Genomic DNA, 21563 nt, shown 5'->3' with positions numbered 1-21563 from the left:
GGACGTTGTTACAGTGTCATCGCATTGACTGGCGTTTGATATCAATCTCTGAATGTAAAAATGCAGATTCGAAATCAGAGATAGACAGGGGCTTACAATACAGGAATCCCTGAAATTCCTCTACACCAATGCTGCTCAGAAAATCAGCCTGGGCCTGGTTTTCGACGCCCTCGGCCACCACCCGAATATTCAGATTATGGGCCAGTTCAACGATGGCATTGGTGATGGTGACCGATTCTTTGTTGACCGGCAGGTCACGGACAAATTCCTGATCGACTTTCAGAATCTGAATCGGGAAACGGCTCAGATAGGCCAGAGAAGAATAGCCGGTACCGAAGTCGTCAATGGCAATCCTGACCCCCAGTGCATTGAGCTGGCGTAACCGGTTCAGTGCCAGCTTCACATCAGACATGACAACGCTTTCCGTAATTTCAAGCTCGAGGAAGCTTGGGTCGCAATGGCTGCTTTGGATGGCTTGCTGAACCGTATTGACGATATCAGAGTTAAGCAGCTGCCGGGCCGAGATATTGATGGCAAAGTGAAGTTTGTGTCCCTGAAGCTGCCATTGGCGCAGCTGCTGGCAGGCTTTTCGAATCATCCGCTCACCGATATCAATGATGAGGCCGGTTGTCTCAAGAATTGGGACAAATTCTGAAGGCGACTGGAGGACACCGTCATCGTCATACCATCGTAACAGTGCTTCCACGCCACAGAGTTTTCGCGTACGGGCTTCAAAACGACCCTGATAGAAAAATTGATAGCGGTCTGACCCAAAACTCTGTCTGAGCTGAGCTTCCATTTCCAGGCGTTTAACGCTGTTGACCCCCATTTGCCGGTTGTAGACCCGGTATTGTTGCTGCTGACCATTGTCTTTCGCTTTGTATAAGGCGATATCGGCCTGGCGGAGCAGTGCTTCGCTGGTGGATTCTTCTTCTCCGCAGTAAGTAATCCCGATACTGGCACTGACCACAACTTCTTTGTTATCCAGAGCGATTGGATGACTCAGATGACGAAGAATGCGTTCAGCCAGATCTTCGAGGACGGGCAGCCGGTTGTCCGAAACCACTAAAATTGCGAACTCATCATTGCCGAGCCGGGCCAGAATGTCATTTTCACGCAGGATTTGCTGTAATCGCTTGCTGACCGCAATGAGCACCTGATCGCCGGTATCATGTCCGAGAGAATCATTGATTTGTTTGAATCTGTCTAAATTCAGCGTCATTAAACCCAGCTCAGGACGCGGGGATTGCTTCAGAAAAAGCTCGATCTGCTGTTGCAGCATCAGCCGATTTGGCAATTGGGTCAGCATATCAAAATGAGCGAGGCGCTTGAGTTTGCTTTCAAAAAGCACTCTCTCCGTGATGTCTTTGCCGGTCGTAATATAGTGGCTGATTTTTCCCCGGCTGTTTCGAATCGGAGAAATCCGTTTCTCCATATACATCAGACTGTTATCTTTTTTACGGTGCGAAATGATGCGATTGACGGTGTGACCGCGTCTCAGCTGGTGTTGCAGTTTTTCCAGTTCGGCAGGATTTTGCAGCGTCGCCAGAATCAGATGTGCGGCATCACTGCCAATCAGATCATTGGCATTCATGTCGTTAAATTCTTCAAAGCTGTGATTAACGTACTCGATAATACCCCGGTCATTGGTAATGATGATGGAGTCATCACTCTGTTCTAAAGCACGGGACAAACTTTTGAGTTTCTCTTCTCTTTCGACCCAGTTGGTGACATCCCGGATGTTGAGTAAAACTTCATTGCCATCATTGTAAGCGGTTTCCGTCGCAATGATTTCCAGATGCTGAGGCGGTTCAACTTTGTTGGTGATGAGTATGCTCATCGGCTGACTTTCCCCCTGGCTCATCGAGGTATGCACCTGTTCAAGCAATTCCGACAGTTCATCTCTGGCTTGGTCATAAACGACTAAATCAGCAATAAGACGTGTCTGGGCTTCTTCCGCCGTGGTATTGAGAATCTGACAAGCGGACTGATTCAGTCCGATAATGGTGTTGTCCTGCCTGAGAACGACCATACCGTCCGGGGCATGTTTCAGCACGTGACTATATTTTTTCACCATATCGTGCAATTCAGACTTTAATCGCTGCTCATGTCTGAGCAATTTATGCAGATGCCAGGCCAGAACCAGACACCCGATCAGTAAGCCAAATGTCACCAGTGAAAACAGCGTGAACTTTTCCAGCTTATCGAGGGTGTACAGGTTGTTAAAGATAAAGTGATTAATACTGAGGTGGCTGAGTAGCGAGTGTAAATAATTTGCGCTTTCCCAGCGTTCGGCAATGTGCTGAAACTCGGTTGTTGAGAGGCCTGGTGCATTTGCCGGGAGGGGAGCGTCGGTGTTGGTTTGCTGAGATGCTGGTGGTGTCGCTGTGGTGTTCTCTGTATCACCCCAAAAGGAAAGGTCAGAAGTCATCAGGAGGCTGACAATCAGGAATACGGGCAGCAATACAGTCAGCAATTTCCACGAACGGATCAGGTTTCTCTTCATAAATCATCCATGACTGAGCGACTCCCCAGATATTCAGTATAGTGACGAGTTTCTGGGCATGCATAGCCAACTGTTCATTCATATTAGGAATTTCTTGATATTACGGATGACAATAGACGATTTTTCGCAATAGGAAAAAAATACAGGCAATTCTCAGGAATTGCCTGTATTTCAGCGGCGCAATCTGAGTCTGATGAGTTCAGACCAGATGACAAAGTCAGTTTGCTGATGAAGCGGCGACGGCAGGCTCTGAATGTTTGCTTTTCACAACCAGTGCGAAACCAGCCAGGACAAAGAGACAGGTTCCGGCAATACCGTAAGCTACGATCTCTAATCCTTGGTCTGCAAAAGCGGCAACCAGCGAGCTGGCTGCAAAACAGCCCAGTGTTTGCAGGAAGTTGAGTAAACCGGCAGCCGTTGCGCTGCAATGTTTGAAATCTTCCAGCGCTTTGCTGATCACAATCGGGTAAATCGCACCGTTTGCAACGGCAATAAAACAGAACGGGATGAGGATCGGCCAGATATTATCCGGCTGCGTCTGGATAGTGACGACCAGAATGACCAGCGCACTGCAAATGAAAAGCTTGAGCAGCCATGGCAGAAGTTTTCTGCCCTCTGTCCGTTCCAATAATGCACGGCAGCCATAACCACCCACCAGAAATGCGATGGTTTGAGGGATATAGCTCAGGCCAATGTCTTCACTTGAATAACCCATCGCTGACATGACAAAAGGTGAGCCGGTCAGATAGGCAAAAAATGCGGCGGAACACGCGGCAAAGATCATCATATTACCGATGAATTTTTTTGACTTGAGCAACTGCCGGTAATTCACGGCCATTTCAGTCAGCATATTTTGGGAGTCGTCTTCCTGATTTTTTTGCTGAGCAGCACTTTCCGGCTGACAGGCTGTCATCACAGCCAGCACAGCCCCAAGGGCAATCAGGCTCAGGAAAATTGTCCGCCAGCCGAAATGGGACTGAATCGCTGCGCCAACCAATGGTGCCAGGGCTGGTGAGAGCGCGACCAGCGGCATAATGGTGGCGAAAACTTTCTCAGCGACTTTTCCCTGATAACGGTCAATTACAATGGCCTGCCACAAAACGGTTGCACTACAGGCACCTAAAGCCTGAAGAAAACGGAAGGTGAGCAGAACTTCTACACTCGGTGCCATGGCACAGCCAAGCGTTGCCAGACTGAACAACAGCATGGCGCCCAGCAGGACTTTTTTTCTGCCCAGCCGATCGGACAGGGGTCCGTAAATCAGCTGTCCGATCGCCATACCCAGCAGGAAGATACTCAAAGTCATGCCGATCAGGCCTGAAGATGTGTTCAAGTCATTTTGCATTGCGGTAAAAGCAGGCAGGTACATATCTGTTGCCAGAAAGCCCAGCATGCTGAGAAATGCAAACCACACAAGCGTCATTGTTGTTGGTTTTGTCGTCATTGTTGGATAACCAGTAAATAATTCAAGTTTCATATTGTAATCGTGGTGATTTATGCTGTGAAACGCTAAAATTTCAATGCTGGTTTCAAAAAATTTGATGTGAGTTATTTTTCATCAAAATTGGGGTTTTTATGTTCTCTTTTAATGATTTACAGGTGATTGACGTCGTCGCTCGTCGGGGAAGTTTTTCTTCAGCTGCCGAAGAATTACACAAGGTGCCCAGTGCAATCAGCTATACCGTTCGGTCGATCGAAGAAAAACTCGCGGTGGAGCTTTTTGAACGACAGCACCGTCAGGTGACGCTGACGCGGGCAGGGGAGTATTTTGTTGAAGAAGCGCGTCAGCTGCTGAAGCAAATGGATCAGATCAAGCTTCAGACCCAGCGCGTGGCCAATGGCTGGGCGAAAAATGTATCTGTCGCCCTGGATACAGTGGTCAGGCAAAGCCGTGTGAGTACCATGGTTCGGGATTTTTATCAGGCATTTCCGGATGTAGAGCTGCATCTGACTATGGAAGTTTATAACGGTGTTTGGGATGCGCTGGCTGATGGTCGGGCTGATCTGGTGATTGGTGCAACCGCAGCAATACCGGTCAGTGGGGATTTTGATTACCGGGATATGGGCAGTCTGAACTGGTTGTTTGTGATGTCGCCGGGTCATCCGCTTTCAAATCACGACCTTACTCTGGAAGAAACGTCGTTGGCCAGGTACCCCGCGATCTGCCTGGAAGATACTTCCCGGGCATTGCCAAAGCGAACCACCTGGCTGATGAACAATCAGCGGCGGATTATGGTGCCGGACTGGTCCAGCGCTTTTCAGTGCCTGGAAGCTGGCTTAGGCATCGGGGTGGTGCCAGAACATATGGCCACGCCAAAACTAAACAGCGGCAGATTAATCACCCGCGCGCTGGCAACGCCGACACCGGTCAGTCCCTGTTGCCTGGCCTGGAATAAAGCGAGTTTAAATCCGGCGCTGAGCTGGTTATTAGATTATTTGGGAGATAGTGAGCAACTTCACAGAGAATGGATGCGGTAATACTTAATGCTGACAGCGTATTGTTCGCTTACAAGGGGGAGAAACGAGCGGGCAGTCTCAAAGTCGTTTGAAATGCGTGCAGTGGTATGAAAATCAACATAAACACTGTGCGAAGTCATAATTCTTTCATTCAGAATCTTTAGGATGCCTGTCGTCAAATTCAATACAACGTAATCCAATGATGATGAATCAGAATAATCAGTTGTCTCAGACTCAACAGACTAAGCAAGGCAATCATGGCATGTTGGCTAGTGCTATCGACTATATCTATAACGCGTTCCCTAATCTGAGCTATCGCCCCAGACCGGATGATGTCAAATTGCTGGCTGCGTTTTTACAAAGTCAGCATCCGGATACCCCTGCTTTTTTAGGGGAATTGATGAGCAGCAGTTACAACGCAATTGAAATTGAAATTAATAAGTTCCACAGCCGGCTGGATAAACAGAATCAACAGTTGCCGGTATTCAGTTAACTGAACCCTCAGCTGCTCAATTGAGCAGCTGTTTTTTTAAGGTCAATTTGACGTGTTGTGTCAGTAATCTGTTGTTTTCAGGGTTTGGTAACCGGCCCATATTCTGGTCGCAGTCGTGATCCAGCATAAGGATCCGAATATCCAGGCGATGAGGGCAAAGTGCTCCGGGAACAGACAGAAAAGTACAAAACAGGCAATCGTTTCAGTCCCTTCCGTCAGTCCTCCCAGATAAAACAGTGACTTGTGCTGATATACCGGGTTATCGATCTGCCGTTTCCCTGCCATGATGGCAAAAGCAAGAAAGCTGGAGCCTGTTCCGACAAAGGCAAATATCAGAAATGCACCGGCAACGGCGTTTTGATCCGGCTGAGCCAGCACAAATCCGAAAGGCACCAGCGAATAAAATAGAAAATCCAGCGTGATATCGAGAAATCCCCCGCAGTCTGTGATGCCTCTTCGGCGGGCGAGTGCACCATCCAGGCCGTCAAATATCCGGTTGAATACAATAAATAACAATGCCAGCAGATAGTGGTTATAGATCAGTGCGGGCAAAGTCAGCAGGCCAATGATGAAACCGGTGACGGTCATTTGGTTGGCACTGAAAGGGGATTTTTCCAGAAGCCGTCCAAGGCCATTGACAGGGGCCTTGAGCAACTGAATGGCATAACGGTCAAGCATCGCTGGTCTCCCCCGGTGGTTCAGGCCACAACAGGAGTTGTCCGCCAGGCGGGACATCGTCCTGATCATGGGTGACCATTAAGGCCGGAATATTCTGCTGTCGGATCTGGCTGAAAACAAAGTCCCGGAACTGTATCCGAAGGTCTTTGTCGAGCTTGCTGAACGGTTCATCCAGCAAAATTGCATCCGGTTCTGCCAGCAGGCTGCGCATGAGACTGATCCGAGCACGCTGTCCGCCGGAGATCTGACCGGGACTCTGGCAGGCCAGATCCGTCAGGCCTAATGCTGCCAGTGTTTCGTAAGCGCGTTTTTTGCGTTCACTTTTCTTCACTGACGATGGTAAACCAAAGGCCAGATTTTGCCAGACGTTCAGATGAGGAAAGAGCAGGTCGTCCTGAAACAGCAGGCCAATCCGCCTTTTGTCCGGTTCGAGAGTATCAATCGGGTGATCATTCAGACTGATCTGGCCCTGATAGTGACAGTCAGGTGCAGTGTGACCGGCAATCACACCCAGCAGCGTCGATTTACCGCAGCCGCTGGGGCCCATGATGGTGAGTATTTCCCCGCGTGCTGCCGAGAAGCTCAGCGATGTCAGTAATCTCTGGTCCCCGTTATTTATAGTGAGGTTTTTCACGGATAAGCACATGTGGCTCGGAATTCCTTGTTGTTTTTTCAGCGGTCATTTTCGTTTGATAATAGCGGCTTGCCAGCATTGCGATGATAAAGAGCAGGAAAGGTACCAGTCCCTGCAGCAGGCCATATATGGCGCTGACCCGTCTGTCCTGACCACTGGCCAGGGCAACGGCTTCTGTGGTCAGCGAACTCACCCGTCCAGCACCCAGGCTGAGGGTTGGCAGGTACTGTGCCAGACTCACGCTGCAGCCGACGGCGATTGCCAGACACATTGCGGGCATTAACATGGGGCGCTTCACTCGCCACCAGGCTTCCAGTGCAGACAGGCCCAGACTGCTGGCTGTCTGGGTATAGCGGCGGTCAAAACTGCGCCAGGGACCATCCAACGCCAGATAAAGATACGGAAACACAAATAGCACATGGCTCCAGACCACCCAGAGCAGATGATGCTGGCCCGGCATCAGATAGGTGGTGACCTGAATTCCGAAAAGTAATGAGACCTGTGGCAATACCATTGGCATTGCAATGAGCCAGCCGGGGAGGCCGATCCCCGTTTTTTCCCGGTACTCGAGACATCCAATCGTCAGAATCAGCGCGATCAGCGTACTGATGGCTGCGATCAGCAGGCTGGTGGCAATCAGCTCTGCCACGAAAGCTGTTTCCTGTTGCCAGAATTGCAGGCTGAAACGGCTGGGAAGTAAGTCCGGAAAGCGCCACCGCAGGGCAACAGACCAGGTGATTAACACCGGAATGACCATCATCGGCACCAGTATCAGCGGCCAGTGAAGATGGCGGCCCGGCAGGTGATGCTGACGATGTCCGGCGTACTGCCATTGCTGCCAGCCCCGGCAGATGAGCCATTCAAATACGCGAAACAGTGCCAGCAGTGCCAGACCCAGCAATAACAGCAGCAGAGCGCCAACCGCAGCTCTCGGCATCAGGTTGATGTCCGGATCATTGAACCACTGCCAGACCAGAACGGCGAATGTCGGCGGGCGGGTGGGGCCAAGAATCATGGCCATATCGACGACAGAGATACCGTATGCCAGCACTGCGAAAATAGGCAGCCGAATCCTGGGCAGCCACTGCGGCAGGATCACGCTGATCCAGGTTGCCGCGTGGTTATAGCCCAGTCCGCTGCCGACAGCCATTAAGCGACTGACATTGAGCTGCTGCAGGACGGAAAGACTCATTAACAGCAGAAAGGGTGTCTCTTTAATGGCTAAAGCCAGTGTCAGGCCCAGACCATAAGGATCCTGCAGCAGTGAAAACTGGCCCGGATCGCCACCCAGTGATGTGATGAGACGGGCGATCATTCCGGTTGAAGAGAAGGTGAAGGCGAACCCAATCGCGAACGCCACATGCGGGATAGCCAGAATGGGTGATAACCAGGACTCAACGGTATGCCATCGGCGGGAGCCCCAGCTTTTTTGCAGGATCAGGAACGTGAAAATTAAAGCCAACAACGTACTGAGGACGCCGGTAAACAACGTCAGCCAGACCGATGACTGAATACCCGGCCAGGAAAACGCCTGCCCAAAAGCCTGAAAACCGGGTTCATTCAGCCCTGCCATCGGCAGCCAGGACAGGGCAGGTAATAAAATTCCCACCAATCCCGGCACCAGGGGCAAACAGCAGATGATCAGCGAAGCAATAAACAACAAATACAACATATTGCGACGTCACTTATTCAAAAACACGATGATGTACAGTCAGGTTCTGGCCACAATTAGTGTCCATAGCGCTGCTGCCATGCAGCCTCCAGCGCGGTTTGCCAGCTTGGATGAGGCTCGGCAATGGCCTGATAAAGCTGGAAGCCCTGAGTTTCTTCTTCAGAACCCAAGGCTTCCGGGGTCAGAATGGCCGGGTCACCCCAAATTTGAATATTGGACTTGCGGGCCTGTGCTTCCGGGCTCATCAGAAAATTAATCACGACACGGGCGGCTTCTTTGGCACTCGCATTCCATGGAATCGCCAGAAAGTGAATGTTCGACAATGCGCCCTGTTCAAAAGCAAAAGCTTTGGCAGTGGCCGGTAAATCCCCCCGTTCGATAGCCGCTTTTGCTTCGTTCGGATTGAAAGTGATTGCGACCAGAAGCTGCCGGTCATCCAGCAGCTGCATCATTTCAGTAGCACTGCCCGGGAAACGTTTCCCCTGTTGCCAGGCAACCGGATGCAGCTGGTCCAGATATCGCCACAGCGGCGCCGTGATTTGATCAAATTTTGCCTTCTCTTTTTCCGGATCGATCGGTTCATAAAGGGCAGGGGCAGCATTGGTCAGCTCAATGAGTGCCGCTTTCAGGAAACTGGTGCCATGAAATGCTGGTGGCTGCGGGTAAGTGACTTTCCCCGGGAATGCTTTTGCGAGACTTAGTAGTTCTGCAAAGCTTGCGGGCGGATTGCTCAGGGTCTGACTGTCATGAATGAACACCAGCTGACCGACTCCCCAGGGCGCTTCCAGGCCATCAGTGCTTTCCGTAAAATCTTCATAAACAGGCAAGCGTTTATCGACCAGCTTCCAGTTCGGAAGCTGAGCCACAAACGGACCATCCAGAAGTTCGTTGGTTTTCATCGTGCGGAAGTTTTCGCCATTGATCCAAACCATATCGACACTACCGCCTGTATTTTTTCCGGCAGTTTTTTCCGCAAGTAAGCGTTGGGATGTCTCGGCAATGTCGGCGACTTTGACGTGATTCAGCGTAATGTCATAGCGGCTTTTAACCTCACGGGCAACCCAGCGCAGGTAACTGTTGATAGGCTGGCTCCCGCCCCAGGCATTGAAAAATACGGTTTGTCCGCGTGCACGCTGCTGAATGTCTTTCCAGCTCATGTCACTCATTGCAGGTTGATTCTGAGCTTCGCTTGCCATCAGCGGGGACGCTGCCAACGTCAGGCAAAGCGCCATCCATGTTAATTTCATGATGATTATTTCCTTATTTTTCCTGCAAGTTCGTCGGATGATCAGCAATGTCTGTTTTTTTCTTATCATGGGCAGAGCCACCTCGCTGCCAGCGATGATACTTCTCCAGCCATGCCAAGATGCGTTCTGGTTTGTTCGCCTGTTTCCATACCCCGGCTGTATATTTGTTCGCTTCGCTCATCGTCGGATAAGGGTGGACGGTCCCCAGAATTTTGTTCAGACCCAGGCCATACTTCATCGCCAGCGTAAACTCTGCAAGCAGCTCACCGGCCTGGTTCCCGACGATGGTCGCGCCGAGAATGGTATCTTTCCCTTTCGGGGTCAATACCTTAATAAAACCATAGTCTTCTCCGTCGGCAATTGCGCGATCTAAATCATCAATCCCGTAGCAGGTCACTTCGACTTCTGTGCCCTGATTGGCTGCTTCTTTCTCATTGAGCCCTACGCGCGCAACTTCGGGGGAGGTATAGGTGACGGCGGGCATCACGCGATAATCAGCCTTGAATTTTTTCAGCTTGCCAAAAAGGCCATTGACAGCCACATACCATGCCTGATGGCCAGCGGCATGGGTCAGCTGAAATGGACCGGCGACATCACCCACAGCATAAATATTGGGATATTGCGTCTGCAGATACTCATTGACTGCGACGGTTCCGCGTTCGTTAACGCCGATACCCAGTGTTTCCAGCCCAAATCCACTGACATTCGCGACCCGGCCTAAGGCGAGAATCACGGTGTCAAACGTGATTTCATGACGTTCATCCAGGGGGCCTTCCAGGATGACAAACTGTGTCGTTTCTCCCTGAGCCGTTTTTCTGGTCCCAAATTTGGTGGCTTTTTGTTTCAGTCTGATCTCGACGCCATCCTTGATCAGGCTTTGATGTACCAGAGCCGCGGCATCAGCATCTTCACGAATCAGCAATTGATCGGTCATTTCAACCAGTGTGACCTGACTGCCCAGTCGCTGAAAACTTTGTGCCAGTTCACACCCAATCGGGCCGCCCCCCAGGACCAGAAGCTGTTTGGGTTGTTCCCTGATTGACCAGAGGGTATCTGACGTCAGATAGTTAATGTGTTCAATACCTTCAATTGGCGGAACAACAGGGCGGGCTCCGGTGGCGATGACAATGTTTCGGGTGGTCATGCGTTCGCCGTTTACTTCCACTTCCCACGGCGACAAAATTTGTGCTTCTCCCTGAATGCAGTTCACGCCGAGCTTGCTGTAGCGTTCTTCAGAATCGTGCGGTTCGATGTGTCGGATAACTTGATGTACACGTTGCATCACCGCAGTGAAATCGATCTGAGGTGTGTTTGTCTGAATGCCAAACTCGGGCGCCCGGGTGATGGTGTGCATGGTGTGAGCCGCGCGGATCAGGGCTTTTGAGGGGACACAGCCTGTATTCAGGCAGTCGCCGCCCATCCGGTGTTTTTCAATGAGTGTAACTTTTGCTTTCACGGCTGCAGCGATATAGGCGCTGACCAGACCGCCGGCGCCAGCACCGATCACCACCATATTCTGGTCGAATTGCGTCGGACGCTGCCAGTGCTGATAGATGCGGCGTTGCTGAATGACACCCATGATACCTTTCGCAATGAATGGAAAAATCCCCAACAGCACCAGAGAGATCAGGACCGGCAGTGAAATCAGGCCGGACAGAGATTCAATTTCTCCTAACTGGGTACCCGCGTTGAGGTAAACCATGGTTCCGGGTAGCATCCCCAACTGGCTGACCCAATAGAAAGTATGGCCACGCATCGGAGTCAGGCCCATCAGCAGGTTGACCAGAAAGAACGGAAAGACGGGAATTAAACGCAGTGTAAATAGATAAAAGGGACCATCTTTTTCGACACCCCGGTTCACAGCAGACAGGCGTCGTCCAAACTTGTGTTGTACCCAGTCATGCAGCAGGAAGCGGCTCGCCAGAAATGCCAGTGTCGCACCCAGCGAGCTGGCAAATGAAACGACCAGCAAACTCCACCAGAAACCAAACAGCGCCGCACCCAGTAAAGTCATGACCGCAGCGCCCGGGAAGGAAAGGGCAGCCAGTACAACATAAACTGCGAAAAATAGCGTACTCGACAATAAGGGGTGCTCAATAATGCTGGCCTGCAGGGAATGCTGGTAGGCTTTTGCTTGTTCAAGCGTGAAATAGTTGCCCAGATCGAAAGCGAACCAGGCGATAAAGGCGGCGGCAATGAAAGCCAGTAACAAAGGTTTTTTGAATCGGTTCATCGGTGCTTATCTGCTTGGTGAGTGAGCTGATCGCGTTTGGTATCGTTTTGTTTCGGTGCCGGTTGCTGATTCAGAGGAATCGAGCAGAATGCCTGCGAAGGGACATCCAAAGCGGTATTAAACTTTGCAGACAGGTTTTGGAAACTGACTAACGCTGTCAGCTCGACCAGAGCATCTTCGTCATACCATTGTTTCAGATTATCAACCATCTGCTGAGTTACACGATTACCGGTGACTGTCATTGCTTCGGTATAGGCCAGTACTGCTTTTTCCTGAGTATCAAACAGCGGACTTTCCTGCCATTGAGTCAGGGCTTGTATTTTTTCGACTGATTGGCAGCGTTGCGCCAGTCTCATGCCATTGGCATCGACACAAAACGCGCAGTCGTTGAGCTGAGAAACACGGACGCAGACAAGGGATCGCATCACATCAGACAACGGTGATCGTTTTCTGTCTAAGTAACCAAAGAAACTGGCCACGAGGTAAAACAAGACGGGTCGGCGTCCCCAAAGTAAAGCCGGATTCAGCGGCTGTCCGAAATGGCGTTTTTGCAGCCAGAGCAGGGGACGGATTAAAATGGAGTAGCGTTTTTTTGCCGGTACACGCACTGGAAGTTCTCCGGAGAAAGCGGTTTATCATACCGACCGTTCAGATCCGGACAAATTTCAGAAATGGGGGTATTGATTTAGCTTTTGTGATCAGTTGATTGAAAGTTGTACAGTACGCGCAACAGGCTGATTGGTGAGTGAGCTGCGAGTATTGGTATCCAGCACCAGATATGTACTGGCGATGAGCGGCAACAGGGCAAGCAGGATGGTTTTGCCAATGTGATAGTTTCGATACCAGTATTTACGGGCTTTGATTTTCAGGATCAGGCCCCAGCTAATCAGCAGAATGTTGATTACAGAGGCAACCAGGCAAGAGGGAAGCAGGTTACTTTCCGTGCCGGTTGGTGTGTGCGCAAAGATGAGCAGAACGGCAGAAGGAAGCAAACTGATAAAGACCAGGTAGCGCATCAGTTTTGGCCATTTGTGGAATTTATCTTTGAAAATTGTGTCAGTCTGGCCCGGAAACGGCGTAGATGAGCGCATATGACCTCCTTTCTGATGCAAAACATACATTCTAAAGGCGGCGAAGCTGAAGAAAAGTTAACTGATGGAATTGTTATTAATGTTTGTGAGGTTTGTCTGTTTTTTACACAGCCCTGACAGGGTGCCAGGGCTAAAGCAGATTATTTAAAGCCAGTGCAAATCGCTGCACTGGCAAAATAATCTGAATACTTAGTGATGAGCGCCAGAATTGACTTCTAGTTTGGACAGGAGCTCATTTCGACGTTGTGGGGTAATCACAGACCAGTGTTTTCCACTGACTGCGCCTTCTAACGCCCAAAGCAAATCCAGACTCAATGACTCGTGATGAGATTCCTGCAGCGCCTGAAAAGCACCGATAGCACCAACTTCAAACAGCTGATCTACAGAGTTGATGCCTGCTTTCTTGAGCATACGCTCATTGGCAAGGCGAAGATTTGGCAGATCTTTAATGCGGTTAGGGCTAGCCTGCATTTTTTTCTCTTTGTCAGCCTGAGCTGCATTGAGAGAAACTTCAGCGTGCTCCAGAATGACTTCTGGGGTTTCCCACCAGTTTTCCGGAATGGCATAGTGTTTTGTGACGACAGGAAAACCGCGTTTTTGATAAACGTACGGTTTGAGGCCAGCTTGTTTAAAGGTTTCTTCATTTTTCGCGTTAGCGCGCAGATGCAGCTTGTCGCTAACAACCAGAGCAAACATCGTTTCACCTGCGAAAATGCCAAAACCGCCAAACATTGAGCGAGATTTAATCTGGCCAAATTTCTCAAATAAACGAATTGAATCTTTCAGTAGTGGTTTGTCCATGCTTCTTTTCTCGGTTAGGAATTTCAACAAAAGAAGTCACCAAACAACGGAGCGAGGATTCAATTGTGCATAAGATTATGAGTCTTTTGTCATAAGAATGACAAAAGTGTCCCATAAACTTCACTTCATCCATCGGCAACCCCGCTACCATGAGTAATAACTTTATCACTAAGTCATTGCTTTTAGGCCGGAAGCTTTGCGTCCCATCCTTTCAGATGGTTTGCCTTGTTCGTGACTGTTTAATCATATATCAATAAGACAAATTTGATATCGATCGCACAAAAAATTGTGATACTCTTCGCAATAAAAATCGTATAAATTTTACAGAAACTAACTGATTATCCCATCAATTCCTCTGTAGCGTAGTAATATTCCATATAAACATAGCCGATATGGGTGTTTATATCGGCTGTTTATCAATATATGTAGGTTAATATCGTTTTTTATGGATGTGTTATTTTTTTGACGGAACGGCGAACCACGAGCTCAGGATTGATCTCAAAAGTCTGAAATTCATGGTTTTTATCTTTCACACGTTCCATCAGGATTTCCACAGCAGTCTTGCCTAAACGGCGTTTTGGCTGGTGGATTGTTGTCAGAGGTGGTGAAAAGTACGGGGCCAGATCAATATTGTCATAACCAATAATTGAAATATCATTTGGTACATTGATCCCTGCTTGTTCAAATGTACTGATTAAGGCCATTGCCATAATGTCATTGAAGCAGAAAATAGCAGTTGGACGCTCTTTCATGGCAATAAAAGCATTGGCTGCATCTACGGCAGATTCACATTCGAAATCACCTTCAATGATCCAGTTTTCATTGACCGTCAGACCAGCTTCGCTCATGGCTTTATGGAAACCTTTCAGCCGCTCACGACAGGTAGATTTATCTTTCTGGCCGGAAAGACAACCAATTTTACTGTGTCCATTGTCAATAAAATGACGAGTGGCAAGATAACCGCCAAGTTCTGCATTATCCTGAATATTATCTGTTTTTGGGCGTGCAGGACCCCAGTCCATGATAACCATGGGCAGATCAGGCTGCCGCTCTAACTGTTCCAGCAGTTGATCATCCAGATCAGAACACATCACCAGCAGACCATCCACACGCTTTTCAGAAAGCATGCGCAGGTAATCCTTCTGTTTGGCCAGATTACCTTCGGTGTTGCATAAAATCAGCGTATAACCGGATTTATAGCAGTACTCTTCAACGCCATGCACCAACTCGGCAAAGAATGGGTTGGTCGATTTTGTCACCAGCATGCCGATGGTGCTGGTTGTATTACATTTCAGGCTGCGCGCGACGGCGCTTGGCGCGTAGTTCAATTCTTCAACTGCCGCCAACACTTTTTTCTGTGTTGCTTCCGCTACGAAGCGGGTTTTGTTGATCACGTGTGAGACTGTGGTAGTAGATACACCTGCCATACGTGCAACATCTTTAATGGTTGCCATAATTGTTCTTCTAGTCTTCAGGCCCTGATCAGGGTCTTTTCATATTTGCCAGACGCTAAAACGCCGCTTCTCTGCGAGGATAGCGGCGGGAAATGAGTGGCTCAGGCCGAGTGGTAACAATACCTTACACCGATATGAAGTCTGACTTTCTATTGCTATTTATTTCATCGGTTAATCGCTTGCGCTCACATTCTACAAGGACTCACGCACAGTGCAACGTTTCTCTTGAAATGTGGGGGGAATCTTGATGCAGCTCAAGAATACTGGCAACTTGAAAGTTGTTTCAGTCTTTACATTGTAAGTACTGTGCAAGGGCAACGGCTCAGCGATGCCCTTGCAGGAGGTTCAGGCTGAAAGGACGATCGGAAAGTGCCCGCGGGGGTGAGATTCGATGATCACCGGGGAACCATAAACGGAACTGATATTCTCAGTGGTCAGGGTATGCCAGGCATCACCGTCTGCTTGTATCTTCCCCTTATTCAGCAATACCAGTCTGTCTGCGTATTCAGCTGCAAGATTGAGGTCATGAATGACCAGGATGACGGCGGCTCCTTTACGGGCCATATCTTTTGCCAGTTTCAGGCAACTGTGCTGATGGGCAAGGTCTAAAGCTGAGGTCGGTTCATCCAGCATTAAAATGCACTGGTCTTCCGCATTGCTGAGCTGAGCCAGTACACGGGCAAAATGAACACGTTGTTTCTCGCCGCCGGAAAGAGTGGGGTACTGACGCTGGCTCAGGTGACTGATCCCAACAGCCGTCATGCATTCCCGGGTAATTCGGAGACAATCTGTGCGCTTCAGGCCAAGTGGCATACAGCCAAGTTCAACGACCTCCTGCGCAGTAAAACCAAAAGACAGGCTGCTGTGCTGAGGAAGTACACCCAAGTGTTTGGCCAGCAGGGATGGCTGCCAGTCGCTGTGCTTTTGACCAAAATAGTACACATCACCTTTGGCACCAATTTCACCGCAAAGCACTTTGAGTAAAGTACTTTTACCGGCACCATTCGGGCCGAGTAAAGCTGTTAACTCTCCGCTGCGGAAACTGATGTTCAGCTGATCCAGTAACGTTTTACCGCCAAGTTGCAGTGATAAACCCTCGGCTGAAAGCACCGGTGATTGCTGTTTTTCGTGCCGGGGGCGAAGGGGGCGAACGATATGATGAATCATTGTAAACGGCCTTTTTGTTTCAGTAGCAGAGCTATAAAGAACGGTGCTCCCAGTAAAGCGGTGATGATACCGACCGGCAGTTCGGCTGGTGCGGCAATAACACGGGCCAGCATGTCGGCAACCAGCAAGATAAGTGCCCCCAGTAAAGCCGAGAGTGGCAATAATGTTTTGTGATTCGGGCCAGCCAGCATACGGCCGAGATGCGGCACAATCAGACCGACGAAGCCAATCACGCCGGATAAGGATACAGCGACACCCACACCAGCCGCGCAAAATAAAATCAGCAATCGTTTTAAAGACTGGACCTGAATGCCGAGATGTTTTGCTTCTGCTTCGCCCAGTAATAAAGCGTTGAGTGCATTGGATCTGCGATCAAATTGCCAGAACAGGAACGCCAGGGCAGAAAATGCCAGCGTGATGCCCGGCCAGGTAGCTCCCGCCAGAGAACCCATGGACCAGAGTGACAGGTCGCGCAGCGCCTGATCGTCCGCAAAGAAATTCAGCAGTCCCAGTGCCGCACCTGAGAGTGCACTGATTGCAACACCTGCCAGCAGCATCACCGTCACGGAAGTGCCGGTCTTATCTGTGCCAAGGGCGTATACGATCCAGGTTGTCAGGGCGCCGCCAAGAAAAGCAAAAACCGGTACTGTCCCCAGCGTTAAAAGTAATGGAAAAGATGCAGCCATTGAGCTGAACAGAACAATCGCCGAAGCGGCACCAAGGCTTGCACCGCCAGCGACTCCGATAATGCCCGGATCGGCCAGCGGGTTGCGAAACAGTCCCTGCATGACCGTGCCACAGAGCGCCAGAACTGCACCAATCGCGATACACAGCAGTGTGCGTGGTAAACGGACTTGCTGAATGATGAGCGCAATGTGCGTTGCGACATGATCCTGTCCCGGAAGCAGTGACAGCCAGACATCGGCGTAACTGATCGACATGGGGCCGACAACGATGGAAGAGGCAATGGCAAATAACAGCATGGCAAAAACGGCGGGCAGTAAGGCAGTGGCTGGCAAACGCTGTCTGGTAAAGGTACGGCTGCGGTTCAAAGTTGTTGTCATAAGTTTACTGGCCATACAGTGTCTGATTCAGCCGCTCTGCTTCTTCGAGAGTTTTGAGGTTTAACCCGCCGATGAGTGCGGTACCATCCACTGTGATAATGGCTTTGTTTTGGCCGGCAGGTGTTGCAGCAAGCAGCGGCAGTGTTTTCAGCAAGCCATCTTTGCCGCCAATTGACTGACTGGTATGCGTGCTGAGCAGGATCACATCGGGTTGCATTTCAACCATTGCTTCTGATGACAGTGGCTTATAAGCATCAATTTGGATCGCGGCTGGATTTAAACCGCCTGCGAGCTGAATCAGGGTATTTGCCGTTGTGTTGCTGCCACCGACCATTGGCGCTCTTCCGCCGTGAATGGTCAGAAACAGGATACGTTTTCTGCTTTTCTGGTTTGCAAGTCGCTGCTCAATCACAGAAATTCGATGTTGAACCTCAGCGGCTAACACTTCTGCGTTTTGTGTTTTTCCGGTCAGCTGACCGACTTGTTGAATCCGTTGCATCAGATCAGCAATGGTTTCACCTGAGTTCAGAATATCGACCTGAATGCCGGCCTGACGTAACAGAGAAAGTGCTGACTCCGGGCCCATTTCTTCGGAGCCCAAAAGGTGATCAGGGGCAAGGGCAATGATACTTTCGGCAGAGAGCTGCCGATGATATCCCAACTTTGGTATGTCATCATGAACATAGGACTTGCTGGTTATATCAACAGCGACAAGTTGATCTTCTGCCCCCATCGCATAAACGAGCTCCGTAATGCCTGAACCCGCACTAATCAGTCGATCGCCTGCCCAGGCAGTCGCGGCAGTCAGAAGAAAAACAGCAGAAAGTGCCGCTCGTCTCATGATAACTCCTTGTTTTTTATTTTGGGAAATTCCAGTGTTATCACCGGATGAACTAAAACGAACAATATTCATTGCGTAGAAAAGACAGTCTTCGCCTTCCCAAACAAGTTATTGCATTATAGGAAGTGATAATTATTATCGCTTGAGCATATTATCCATGGCTTTCAAATAATATCAATTATCATTTGCAAAAGAGCAAATCTCTCCTTATCATTTCATGAAATAAGATTAATTCTCATTCATCACTATAGAAAGTGATGGATCAGGAAGGAGCGCAGCGCGTGTTTGAAAAATTCAGTCTTGCGGAATTGAAAACGAAAGTCGGCACTATGCTGGAAGAAAATCCAAATCTGCATGCGGTATTGATGGCTGAAACACTGGAAGTGACGGAAGGCGAGATCATCATGGCGTTACCTGATGAACTTGTCACGCGAATCAGCGGAAATCACGCACAGTCAATTCTGGAAATGCTTCCGGAGTGGGGCGTAATGACGACAATTGTGCATTCAATGGGGTCTATCTTTGAAGTGAAGGCGCCATTTCCGAAAGGTAAAGAAGCCCGTGGTTTTTACAATCTGATGGGAAAACCAGGTGAGATGCATGGTCATCTGAAACTGGACTGGGTATCAGATGTCGTATTGGTGAGTAAACCGATGCGCGGAAATGAAAGTTACTTCATTGGTTTTCTGGCCGAAAACGGTGAATGTATTTTTAAGATTTATCTTGGCCGTGATGAGAAACGTCAGCTCATCCCTCAGCAGGTCGAGAAGTTTAATGCATTAAAGCAAGCTTTTGTTGGATAAGCTTTTGTTGGAGTAGAAGCGTCATGAGCCAAGAGAAACAAGAACGACTGCAAAATCGCCTGGGCCCACAGATCCAGGAATTTCGTGAAACTTGCCAGACACTGCAATTGGCAACGGTCGATGCAGACGGCAAGCCGAATGTCAGTTATGCGCCATTCGCTCTTCTTGAAGATGGTTACTATATCCTGATTTCCCGTATTGCACGTCATGCGCGTAACCTGCTTGAAAACCCACAGGTTTCGCTGATGATGATCGAAGATGAAGCAGAATCAAAAGCCATTTTTGCACGGATGAGACTAACATTTGAAGCGGATGTGGTGCTGGTTGAACGTCACACTGAGCGCTGGCAGGCTGGTATTGAAGCACTGAAAGCCCGGTTTGGTGAGATTGTGGATGGGCTGAGTGGGCTGGAAGATTTTAATCTGTTCCGTCTGGAGCCGACACAAGGGTTGTTCGTGAAAGGTTTTGGTCAGGCTTTCCAGGTGTCAGGAGATGACCTGGTCGATTTTGTTCATCTGACAGAAGGTCACCGACGGATGAATGAGGACCAGGATGTGAAATCCGCTTAATTCGTTCTGAAGTAATAAAAAAACCGGGCATTCAAATGTCCGGTTTTTTTATGTTTGCTTCCTGTCAGCACGCAGATTTAATCGCGGATCTCTTCAGATGACTGAGCCAGAATCCGGGCTGTGATCGCTCTGACTTTCGGCAGGCTTTGCAGGCTGGTTTGAGCCAGTTGTTTCTGTTCTTCCAGAACATCTTTCAGGATATCCGCCGTCGTCAGCGGATTGGCCAGCACGACGCGGAAGACCGTGGTGATGCGTCGGTCCCACTGTTCGGGCATGAGGCGGGTCCGAGAGACAAATGATTTTCCGGATTCGCGCTGACGTTTTTGAATGTACTGGGTTAAATCGTTCAGCGCCTCATGAATGGCCTGTTTGTCTTCGTCATTCGCAATTGCCAGTGCTTTCTGGGTTTCCTGAGGCACATACCGGTAGGTCAGCAGGCAAAGTTCCGGTTCCGAAATCAGTTCAAAATCGGCATCGGCCTGAATGAGCTCAGCAAAATAACATGCTTTTTCAATGCTGTTATTAATTAACAGTTCGTAACCCTGACGGCTGATGATATTCAGGCTGGCAAACAGCAACATTGCCATACCGCTTCGGGAACCTTCCAGCGTGTGGCTGCCGAGGTCTTTGGAACCTTTCCGGAGAATGTATTCAGCATGATGTTCAATCGCGGACATCAGGGCCGGATTTTTGAAAATCACCATGCCTGCACCCATAGGGATGTACAATTGTTTGTGAGCGTCAATGGTGACAGAGTCGGCGCGTTCAATTCCTTTCAGGAGCGTCCGGTATTTGTTTGACATCAACGTGGCGCCACCCCAGGCAGCATCAACGTGAAAATGACAGTTGTGCGCCAGCGCAATATCAGCCAGTTCGTCTAACGGATCGATATTACCGGTTTCTGTTGTGCCGGCAACGCCAATAATCGCAAATGGTTTGATATTTCTGGCTTTCAGAGATTCGATTTTGGCTTTCAGATCATCGGTGCAAATTTTGTTGTTCTCGTCGGTTTTGATCGCCACTAGACATTCCCGGCCAATACCCAGAACATCGGCCGCTTTTTTCAGTGAATAATGGCCGCGTTCTGAAACCAGAATTGCCAGATCATCATAACCGTAGTGTTTCATGGCCCGGAACAAACCTTCCTGAGCAACACCTCTGAAATCGCCATCAGGTTTCAGTAAATTATTACGGGCAACCCATAACGCAGTGATGTTTGCGATGGTTCCACCTGAACAAAAGGCACCTAAAGAGTGTTCAGCGCTGTGCATCCAGCGTTGATAGAAGGCATCGGTTTCACCATAAATCAGGTTATGGAGGATACCTAATACCTGACGCTCCAGTGGCGTAAATGCTTTGGAAGTTTCAATTTTCACCAGATTCTGGTTCAGACCAATCATGATCTTAGAGAGTGGCATCAGGAAGTAGGGCAGTGCCGACGTCATGTGACCGATGAAGGTTGGTGCTGAAGTATGCACAGACTGTGCAACCAGTTTATTCAGCAGAAAATGCGTGTGATCTGATACAAAGCAGGGCTTTTCCGGCACTGAGGCGGAGGAAAAATCCTTTTCAATTTCTGTCAGCGGCTTTTCCTGCGCAGCAATGTGCGTTTGCAAAAAGGCATTGAGGTTTTCGGAGATCTCTTTTTCGATCCGGCCCAGAGTCGAATCAGGTGCTTCTGGCACGGTAAAGATACGGTGCAGGGTCTCAAGAGATGCTTCAGCTTGTCTGTTTTCCACTGCCATAATGAATTGTTACTTTTAGTTAACGTCGGCAAATCCAGCTAATGTACTGGAAATGTGCGTAATTGTCTTGGGAAAATTCGAAAACGACACCGGACGAGGATCGCCCGG

At 49.4% G+C, this 21563-nt stretch carries 19 protein-coding genes and 1 riboswitch; of the genes, 4 read left to right on the top strand and 15 right to left on the bottom strand.

Translation table 11 applies throughout. The features are described 5' to 3' along the window. Window positions 1-16 precede the first annotated feature (16 nt). Window positions 17-2506: a putative bifunctional diguanylate cyclase/phosphodiesterase gene (locus tag SPK40_RS04770; protein WP_248139968.1), complete on the bottom strand. Its 2490-nt coding sequence runs from the start codon at window positions 2504-2506 to the stop codon at window positions 17-19. Between the two features lie 217 nt (window positions 2507-2723). Continuing rightward, a complete protein-coding gene (gene punC / locus SPK40_RS04765) occupies window positions 2724-3950 on the bottom strand; it encodes a purine nucleoside transporter PunC (RefSeq protein ID WP_248139970.1) in 1227 nt (408 codons plus the stop codon). 131 nt (window positions 3951-4081) lie between these two features. Between punC and punR the strand changes: the two genes are divergently transcribed. Continuing rightward, window positions 4082-4984, top strand: coding sequence for a DNA-binding transcriptional activator PunR (gene punR / locus SPK40_RS04760; protein WP_248139972.1), 903 nt, complete (start codon window positions 4082-4084; stop codon window positions 4982-4984). A 178-nt stretch (window positions 4985-5162) separates the two neighbouring features. Continuing rightward, window positions 5163-5456, top strand: a complete 294-nt coding sequence (locus SPK40_RS04755) for a hypothetical protein (RefSeq protein ID WP_330959610.1) — start codon at window positions 5163-5165, stop codon at window positions 5454-5456. A 60-nt stretch (window positions 5457-5516) separates the two neighbouring features. Here the strand turns inward: SPK40_RS04755 and SPK40_RS04750 are convergent, their stop codons facing one another. From SPK40_RS04750 to SPK40_RS04695, 12 genes are all read right to left on the bottom strand, one after another. Continuing rightward, window positions 5517-6134: a CDP-alcohol phosphatidyltransferase family protein gene (locus SPK40_RS04750; RefSeq protein WP_248139976.1), complete on the bottom strand. Its 618-nt coding sequence runs from the start codon at window positions 6132-6134 to the stop codon at window positions 5517-5519. After that, window positions 6127-6780, bottom strand: coding sequence for an ATP-binding cassette domain-containing protein (locus SPK40_RS04745; RefSeq protein ID WP_248139978.1), 654 nt, complete (start codon window positions 6778-6780; stop codon window positions 6127-6129). Before SPK40_RS04745 ends, SPK40_RS04750 begins: the two co-directional genes overlap by 8 nt. After that, window positions 6746-8440, bottom strand: a complete 1695-nt coding sequence (locus tag SPK40_RS04740) for an ABC transporter permease (protein WP_442957545.1) — start codon at window positions 8438-8440, stop codon at window positions 6746-6748. Before SPK40_RS04740 ends, SPK40_RS04745 begins: the two co-directional genes overlap by 35 nt. Before the next feature lie 56 nt (window positions 8441-8496). Then, a complete protein-coding gene (locus SPK40_RS04735; RefSeq protein WP_256549377.1) occupies window positions 8497-9687 on the bottom strand; it encodes an ABC transporter substrate-binding protein in 1191 nt (396 codons plus the stop codon). Between the two features lie 13 nt (window positions 9688-9700). After that, the gene (locus SPK40_RS04730) at window positions 9701-11920 is read right to left on the bottom strand and encodes an FAD-dependent oxidoreductase (RefSeq protein ID WP_330959608.1); all 2220 of its coding nucleotides are present in this window, start codon (window positions 11918-11920) and stop codon (window positions 9701-9703) included. Further along, window positions 11917-12528, bottom strand: coding sequence for a carboxymuconolactone decarboxylase family protein (locus SPK40_RS04725; RefSeq protein ID WP_330959607.1), 612 nt, complete (start codon window positions 12526-12528; stop codon window positions 11917-11919). The genes SPK40_RS04730 and SPK40_RS04725 overlap by 4 nt, the downstream gene beginning before the upstream one ends. A 90-nt stretch (window positions 12529-12618) precedes the next feature. Next, window positions 12619-13011 carry a hypothetical protein gene (locus SPK40_RS04720; protein ID WP_330959606.1) on the bottom strand — a complete coding sequence of 131 codons (393 nt, stop codon included), beginning with the start codon at window positions 13009-13011 and terminating at the stop codon, window positions 12619-12621. Window positions 13012-13200: 189 nt separating this feature from the next. Next, window positions 13201-13812, bottom strand: coding sequence for a TfoX/Sxy family DNA transformation protein (locus tag SPK40_RS04715; protein ID WP_248139987.1), 612 nt, complete (start codon window positions 13810-13812; stop codon window positions 13201-13203). A 131-nt stretch (window positions 13813-13943) separates the two neighbouring features. Beyond that, window positions 13944-14047: riboswitch (cyclic di-GMP riboswitch) on the bottom strand. 208 nt (window positions 14048-14255) lie between these two features. After that, window positions 14256-15266 carry an HTH-type transcriptional repressor PurR gene (purR, locus tag SPK40_RS04710; RefSeq protein ID WP_330959605.1) on the bottom strand — a complete coding sequence of 337 codons (1011 nt, stop codon included), beginning with the start codon at window positions 15264-15266 and terminating at the stop codon, window positions 14256-14258. 345 nt (window positions 15267-15611) lie between these two features. Then, the gene (locus tag SPK40_RS04705; RefSeq protein WP_330959604.1) at window positions 15612-16433 is read right to left on the bottom strand and encodes a heme ABC transporter ATP-binding protein; all 822 of its coding nucleotides are present in this window, start codon (window positions 16431-16433) and stop codon (window positions 15612-15614) included. Continuing rightward, complete coding sequence (locus SPK40_RS04700) at window positions 16430-17512, bottom strand: FecCD family ABC transporter permease (RefSeq protein WP_442957544.1); 1083 nt, start codon at window positions 17510-17512, stop codon at window positions 16430-16432. Before SPK40_RS04700 ends, SPK40_RS04705 begins: the two co-directional genes overlap by 4 nt. Next, entirely contained in the window at window positions 17502-18338 is an 837-nt protein-coding gene (locus SPK40_RS04695) for a heme/hemin ABC transporter substrate-binding protein (protein ID WP_330959603.1), read from the bottom strand. The genes SPK40_RS04700 and SPK40_RS04695 overlap by 11 nt, the downstream gene beginning before the upstream one ends. Window positions 18339-18595: 257 nt before the next feature. On the opposite strand from SPK40_RS04695, the gene hutX reads away from it, so the two are divergent. Both hutX and hutZ read left to right on the top strand, forming a co-directional pair. Then, a complete protein-coding gene (gene hutX, locus SPK40_RS04690) occupies window positions 18596-19141 on the top strand; it encodes a heme utilization cystosolic carrier protein HutX (protein ID WP_442957543.1) in 546 nt (181 codons plus the stop codon). A 23-nt stretch (window positions 19142-19164) separates the two neighbouring features. Continuing rightward, window positions 19165-19710 (top strand): heme utilization protein HutZ, encoded by a 546-nt coding sequence (hutZ, locus tag SPK40_RS04685; protein ID WP_330959602.1) that lies wholly within the window; start codon window positions 19165-19167, stop codon window positions 19708-19710. Window positions 19711-19787: 77 nt separating this feature from the next. Here hutZ and panP read toward each other — a convergent pair whose 3' ends face one another. Further along, the gene (gene panP / locus SPK40_RS04680; protein ID WP_330959601.1) at window positions 19788-21455 is read right to left on the bottom strand and encodes a pyridoxal-dependent aspartate 1-decarboxylase PanP; all 1668 of its coding nucleotides are present in this window, start codon (window positions 21453-21455) and stop codon (window positions 19788-19790) included. Window positions 21456-21563: the final 108 nt, after the last annotated feature.

It is taken from the genome of Photobacterium sp. 53610 (genome assembly GCF_036409375.1).
GTDB lineage: Bacteria > Pseudomonadota > Gammaproteobacteria > Enterobacterales > Vibrionaceae > Photobacterium.
This window is presented reverse-complemented; position numbering and strand designations above follow the sequence as displayed.

Excerpts from the sequence above, each read along its gene's own strand:
- SPK40_RS04770 (WP_248139968.1), bottom strand. The coding sequence starts at position 2,506 with ATGAAGAGAAACCTGATCCGTTCGTGGAAATTGCTGACTGTATTGCTG.
- punC (WP_248139970.1), bottom strand. The coding sequence starts at position 3,950 with ATGACGACAAAACCAACAACAATGACGCTTGTGTGGTTTGCATTTCTC.
- punR (WP_248139972.1), top strand. The coding sequence starts at position 4,082 with ATGTTCTCTTTTAATGATTTACAGGTGATTGACGTCGTCGCTCGTCGG.
- SPK40_RS04755 (WP_330959610.1), top strand. The coding sequence starts at position 5,163 with ATGATGATGAATCAGAATAATCAGTTGTCTCAGACTCAACAGACTAAG.
- SPK40_RS04750 (WP_248139976.1), bottom strand. The coding sequence starts at position 6,134 with ATGCTTGACCGTTATGCCATTCAGTTGCTCAAGGCCCCTGTCAATGGC.
- SPK40_RS04745 (WP_248139978.1), bottom strand. The coding sequence starts at position 6,780 with ATGTGCTTATCCGTGAAAAACCTCACTATAAATAACGGGGACCAGAGA.
- SPK40_RS04740 (WP_442957545.1), bottom strand. The coding sequence starts at position 8,440 with ATGTTGTATTTGTTGTTTATTGCTTCGCTGATCATCTGCTGTTTGCCC.
- SPK40_RS04735 (WP_256549377.1), bottom strand. The coding sequence starts at position 9,687 with ATGAAATTAACATGGATGGCGCTTTGCCTGACGTTGGCAGCGTCCCCG.
- SPK40_RS04730 (WP_330959608.1), bottom strand. The coding sequence starts at position 11,920 with ATGAACCGATTCAAAAAACCTTTGTTACTGGCTTTCATTGCCGCCGCC.
- SPK40_RS04720 (WP_330959606.1), bottom strand. The coding sequence starts at position 13,011 with ATGCGCTCATCTACGCCGTTTCCGGGCCAGACTGACACAATTTTCAAA.
- SPK40_RS04715 (WP_248139987.1), bottom strand. The coding sequence starts at position 13,812 with ATGGACAAACCACTACTGAAAGATTCAATTCGTTTATTTGAGAAATTT.
- purR (WP_330959605.1), bottom strand. The coding sequence starts at position 15,266 with ATGGCAACCATTAAAGATGTTGCACGTATGGCAGGTGTATCTACTACC.
- SPK40_RS04705 (WP_330959604.1), bottom strand. The coding sequence starts at position 16,433 with ATGATTCATCATATCGTTCGCCCCCTTCGCCCCCGGCACGAAAAACAG.
- SPK40_RS04700 (WP_442957544.1), bottom strand. The coding sequence starts at position 17,512 with ATGGCCAGTAAACTTATGACAACAACTTTGAACCGCAGCCGTACCTTT.
- SPK40_RS04695 (WP_330959603.1), bottom strand. The coding sequence starts at position 18,338 with ATGAGACGAGCGGCACTTTCTGCTGTTTTTCTTCTGACTGCCGCGACT.
- hutX (WP_442957543.1), top strand. The coding sequence starts at position 18,596 with ATGGATCAGGAAGGAGCGCAGCGCGTGTTTGAAAAATTCAGTCTTGCG.
- hutZ (WP_330959602.1), top strand. The coding sequence starts at position 19,165 with ATGAGCCAAGAGAAACAAGAACGACTGCAAAATCGCCTGGGCCCACAG.
- panP (WP_330959601.1), bottom strand. The coding sequence starts at position 21,455 with ATGGCAGTGGAAAACAGACAAGCTGAAGCATCTCTTGAGACCCTGCAC.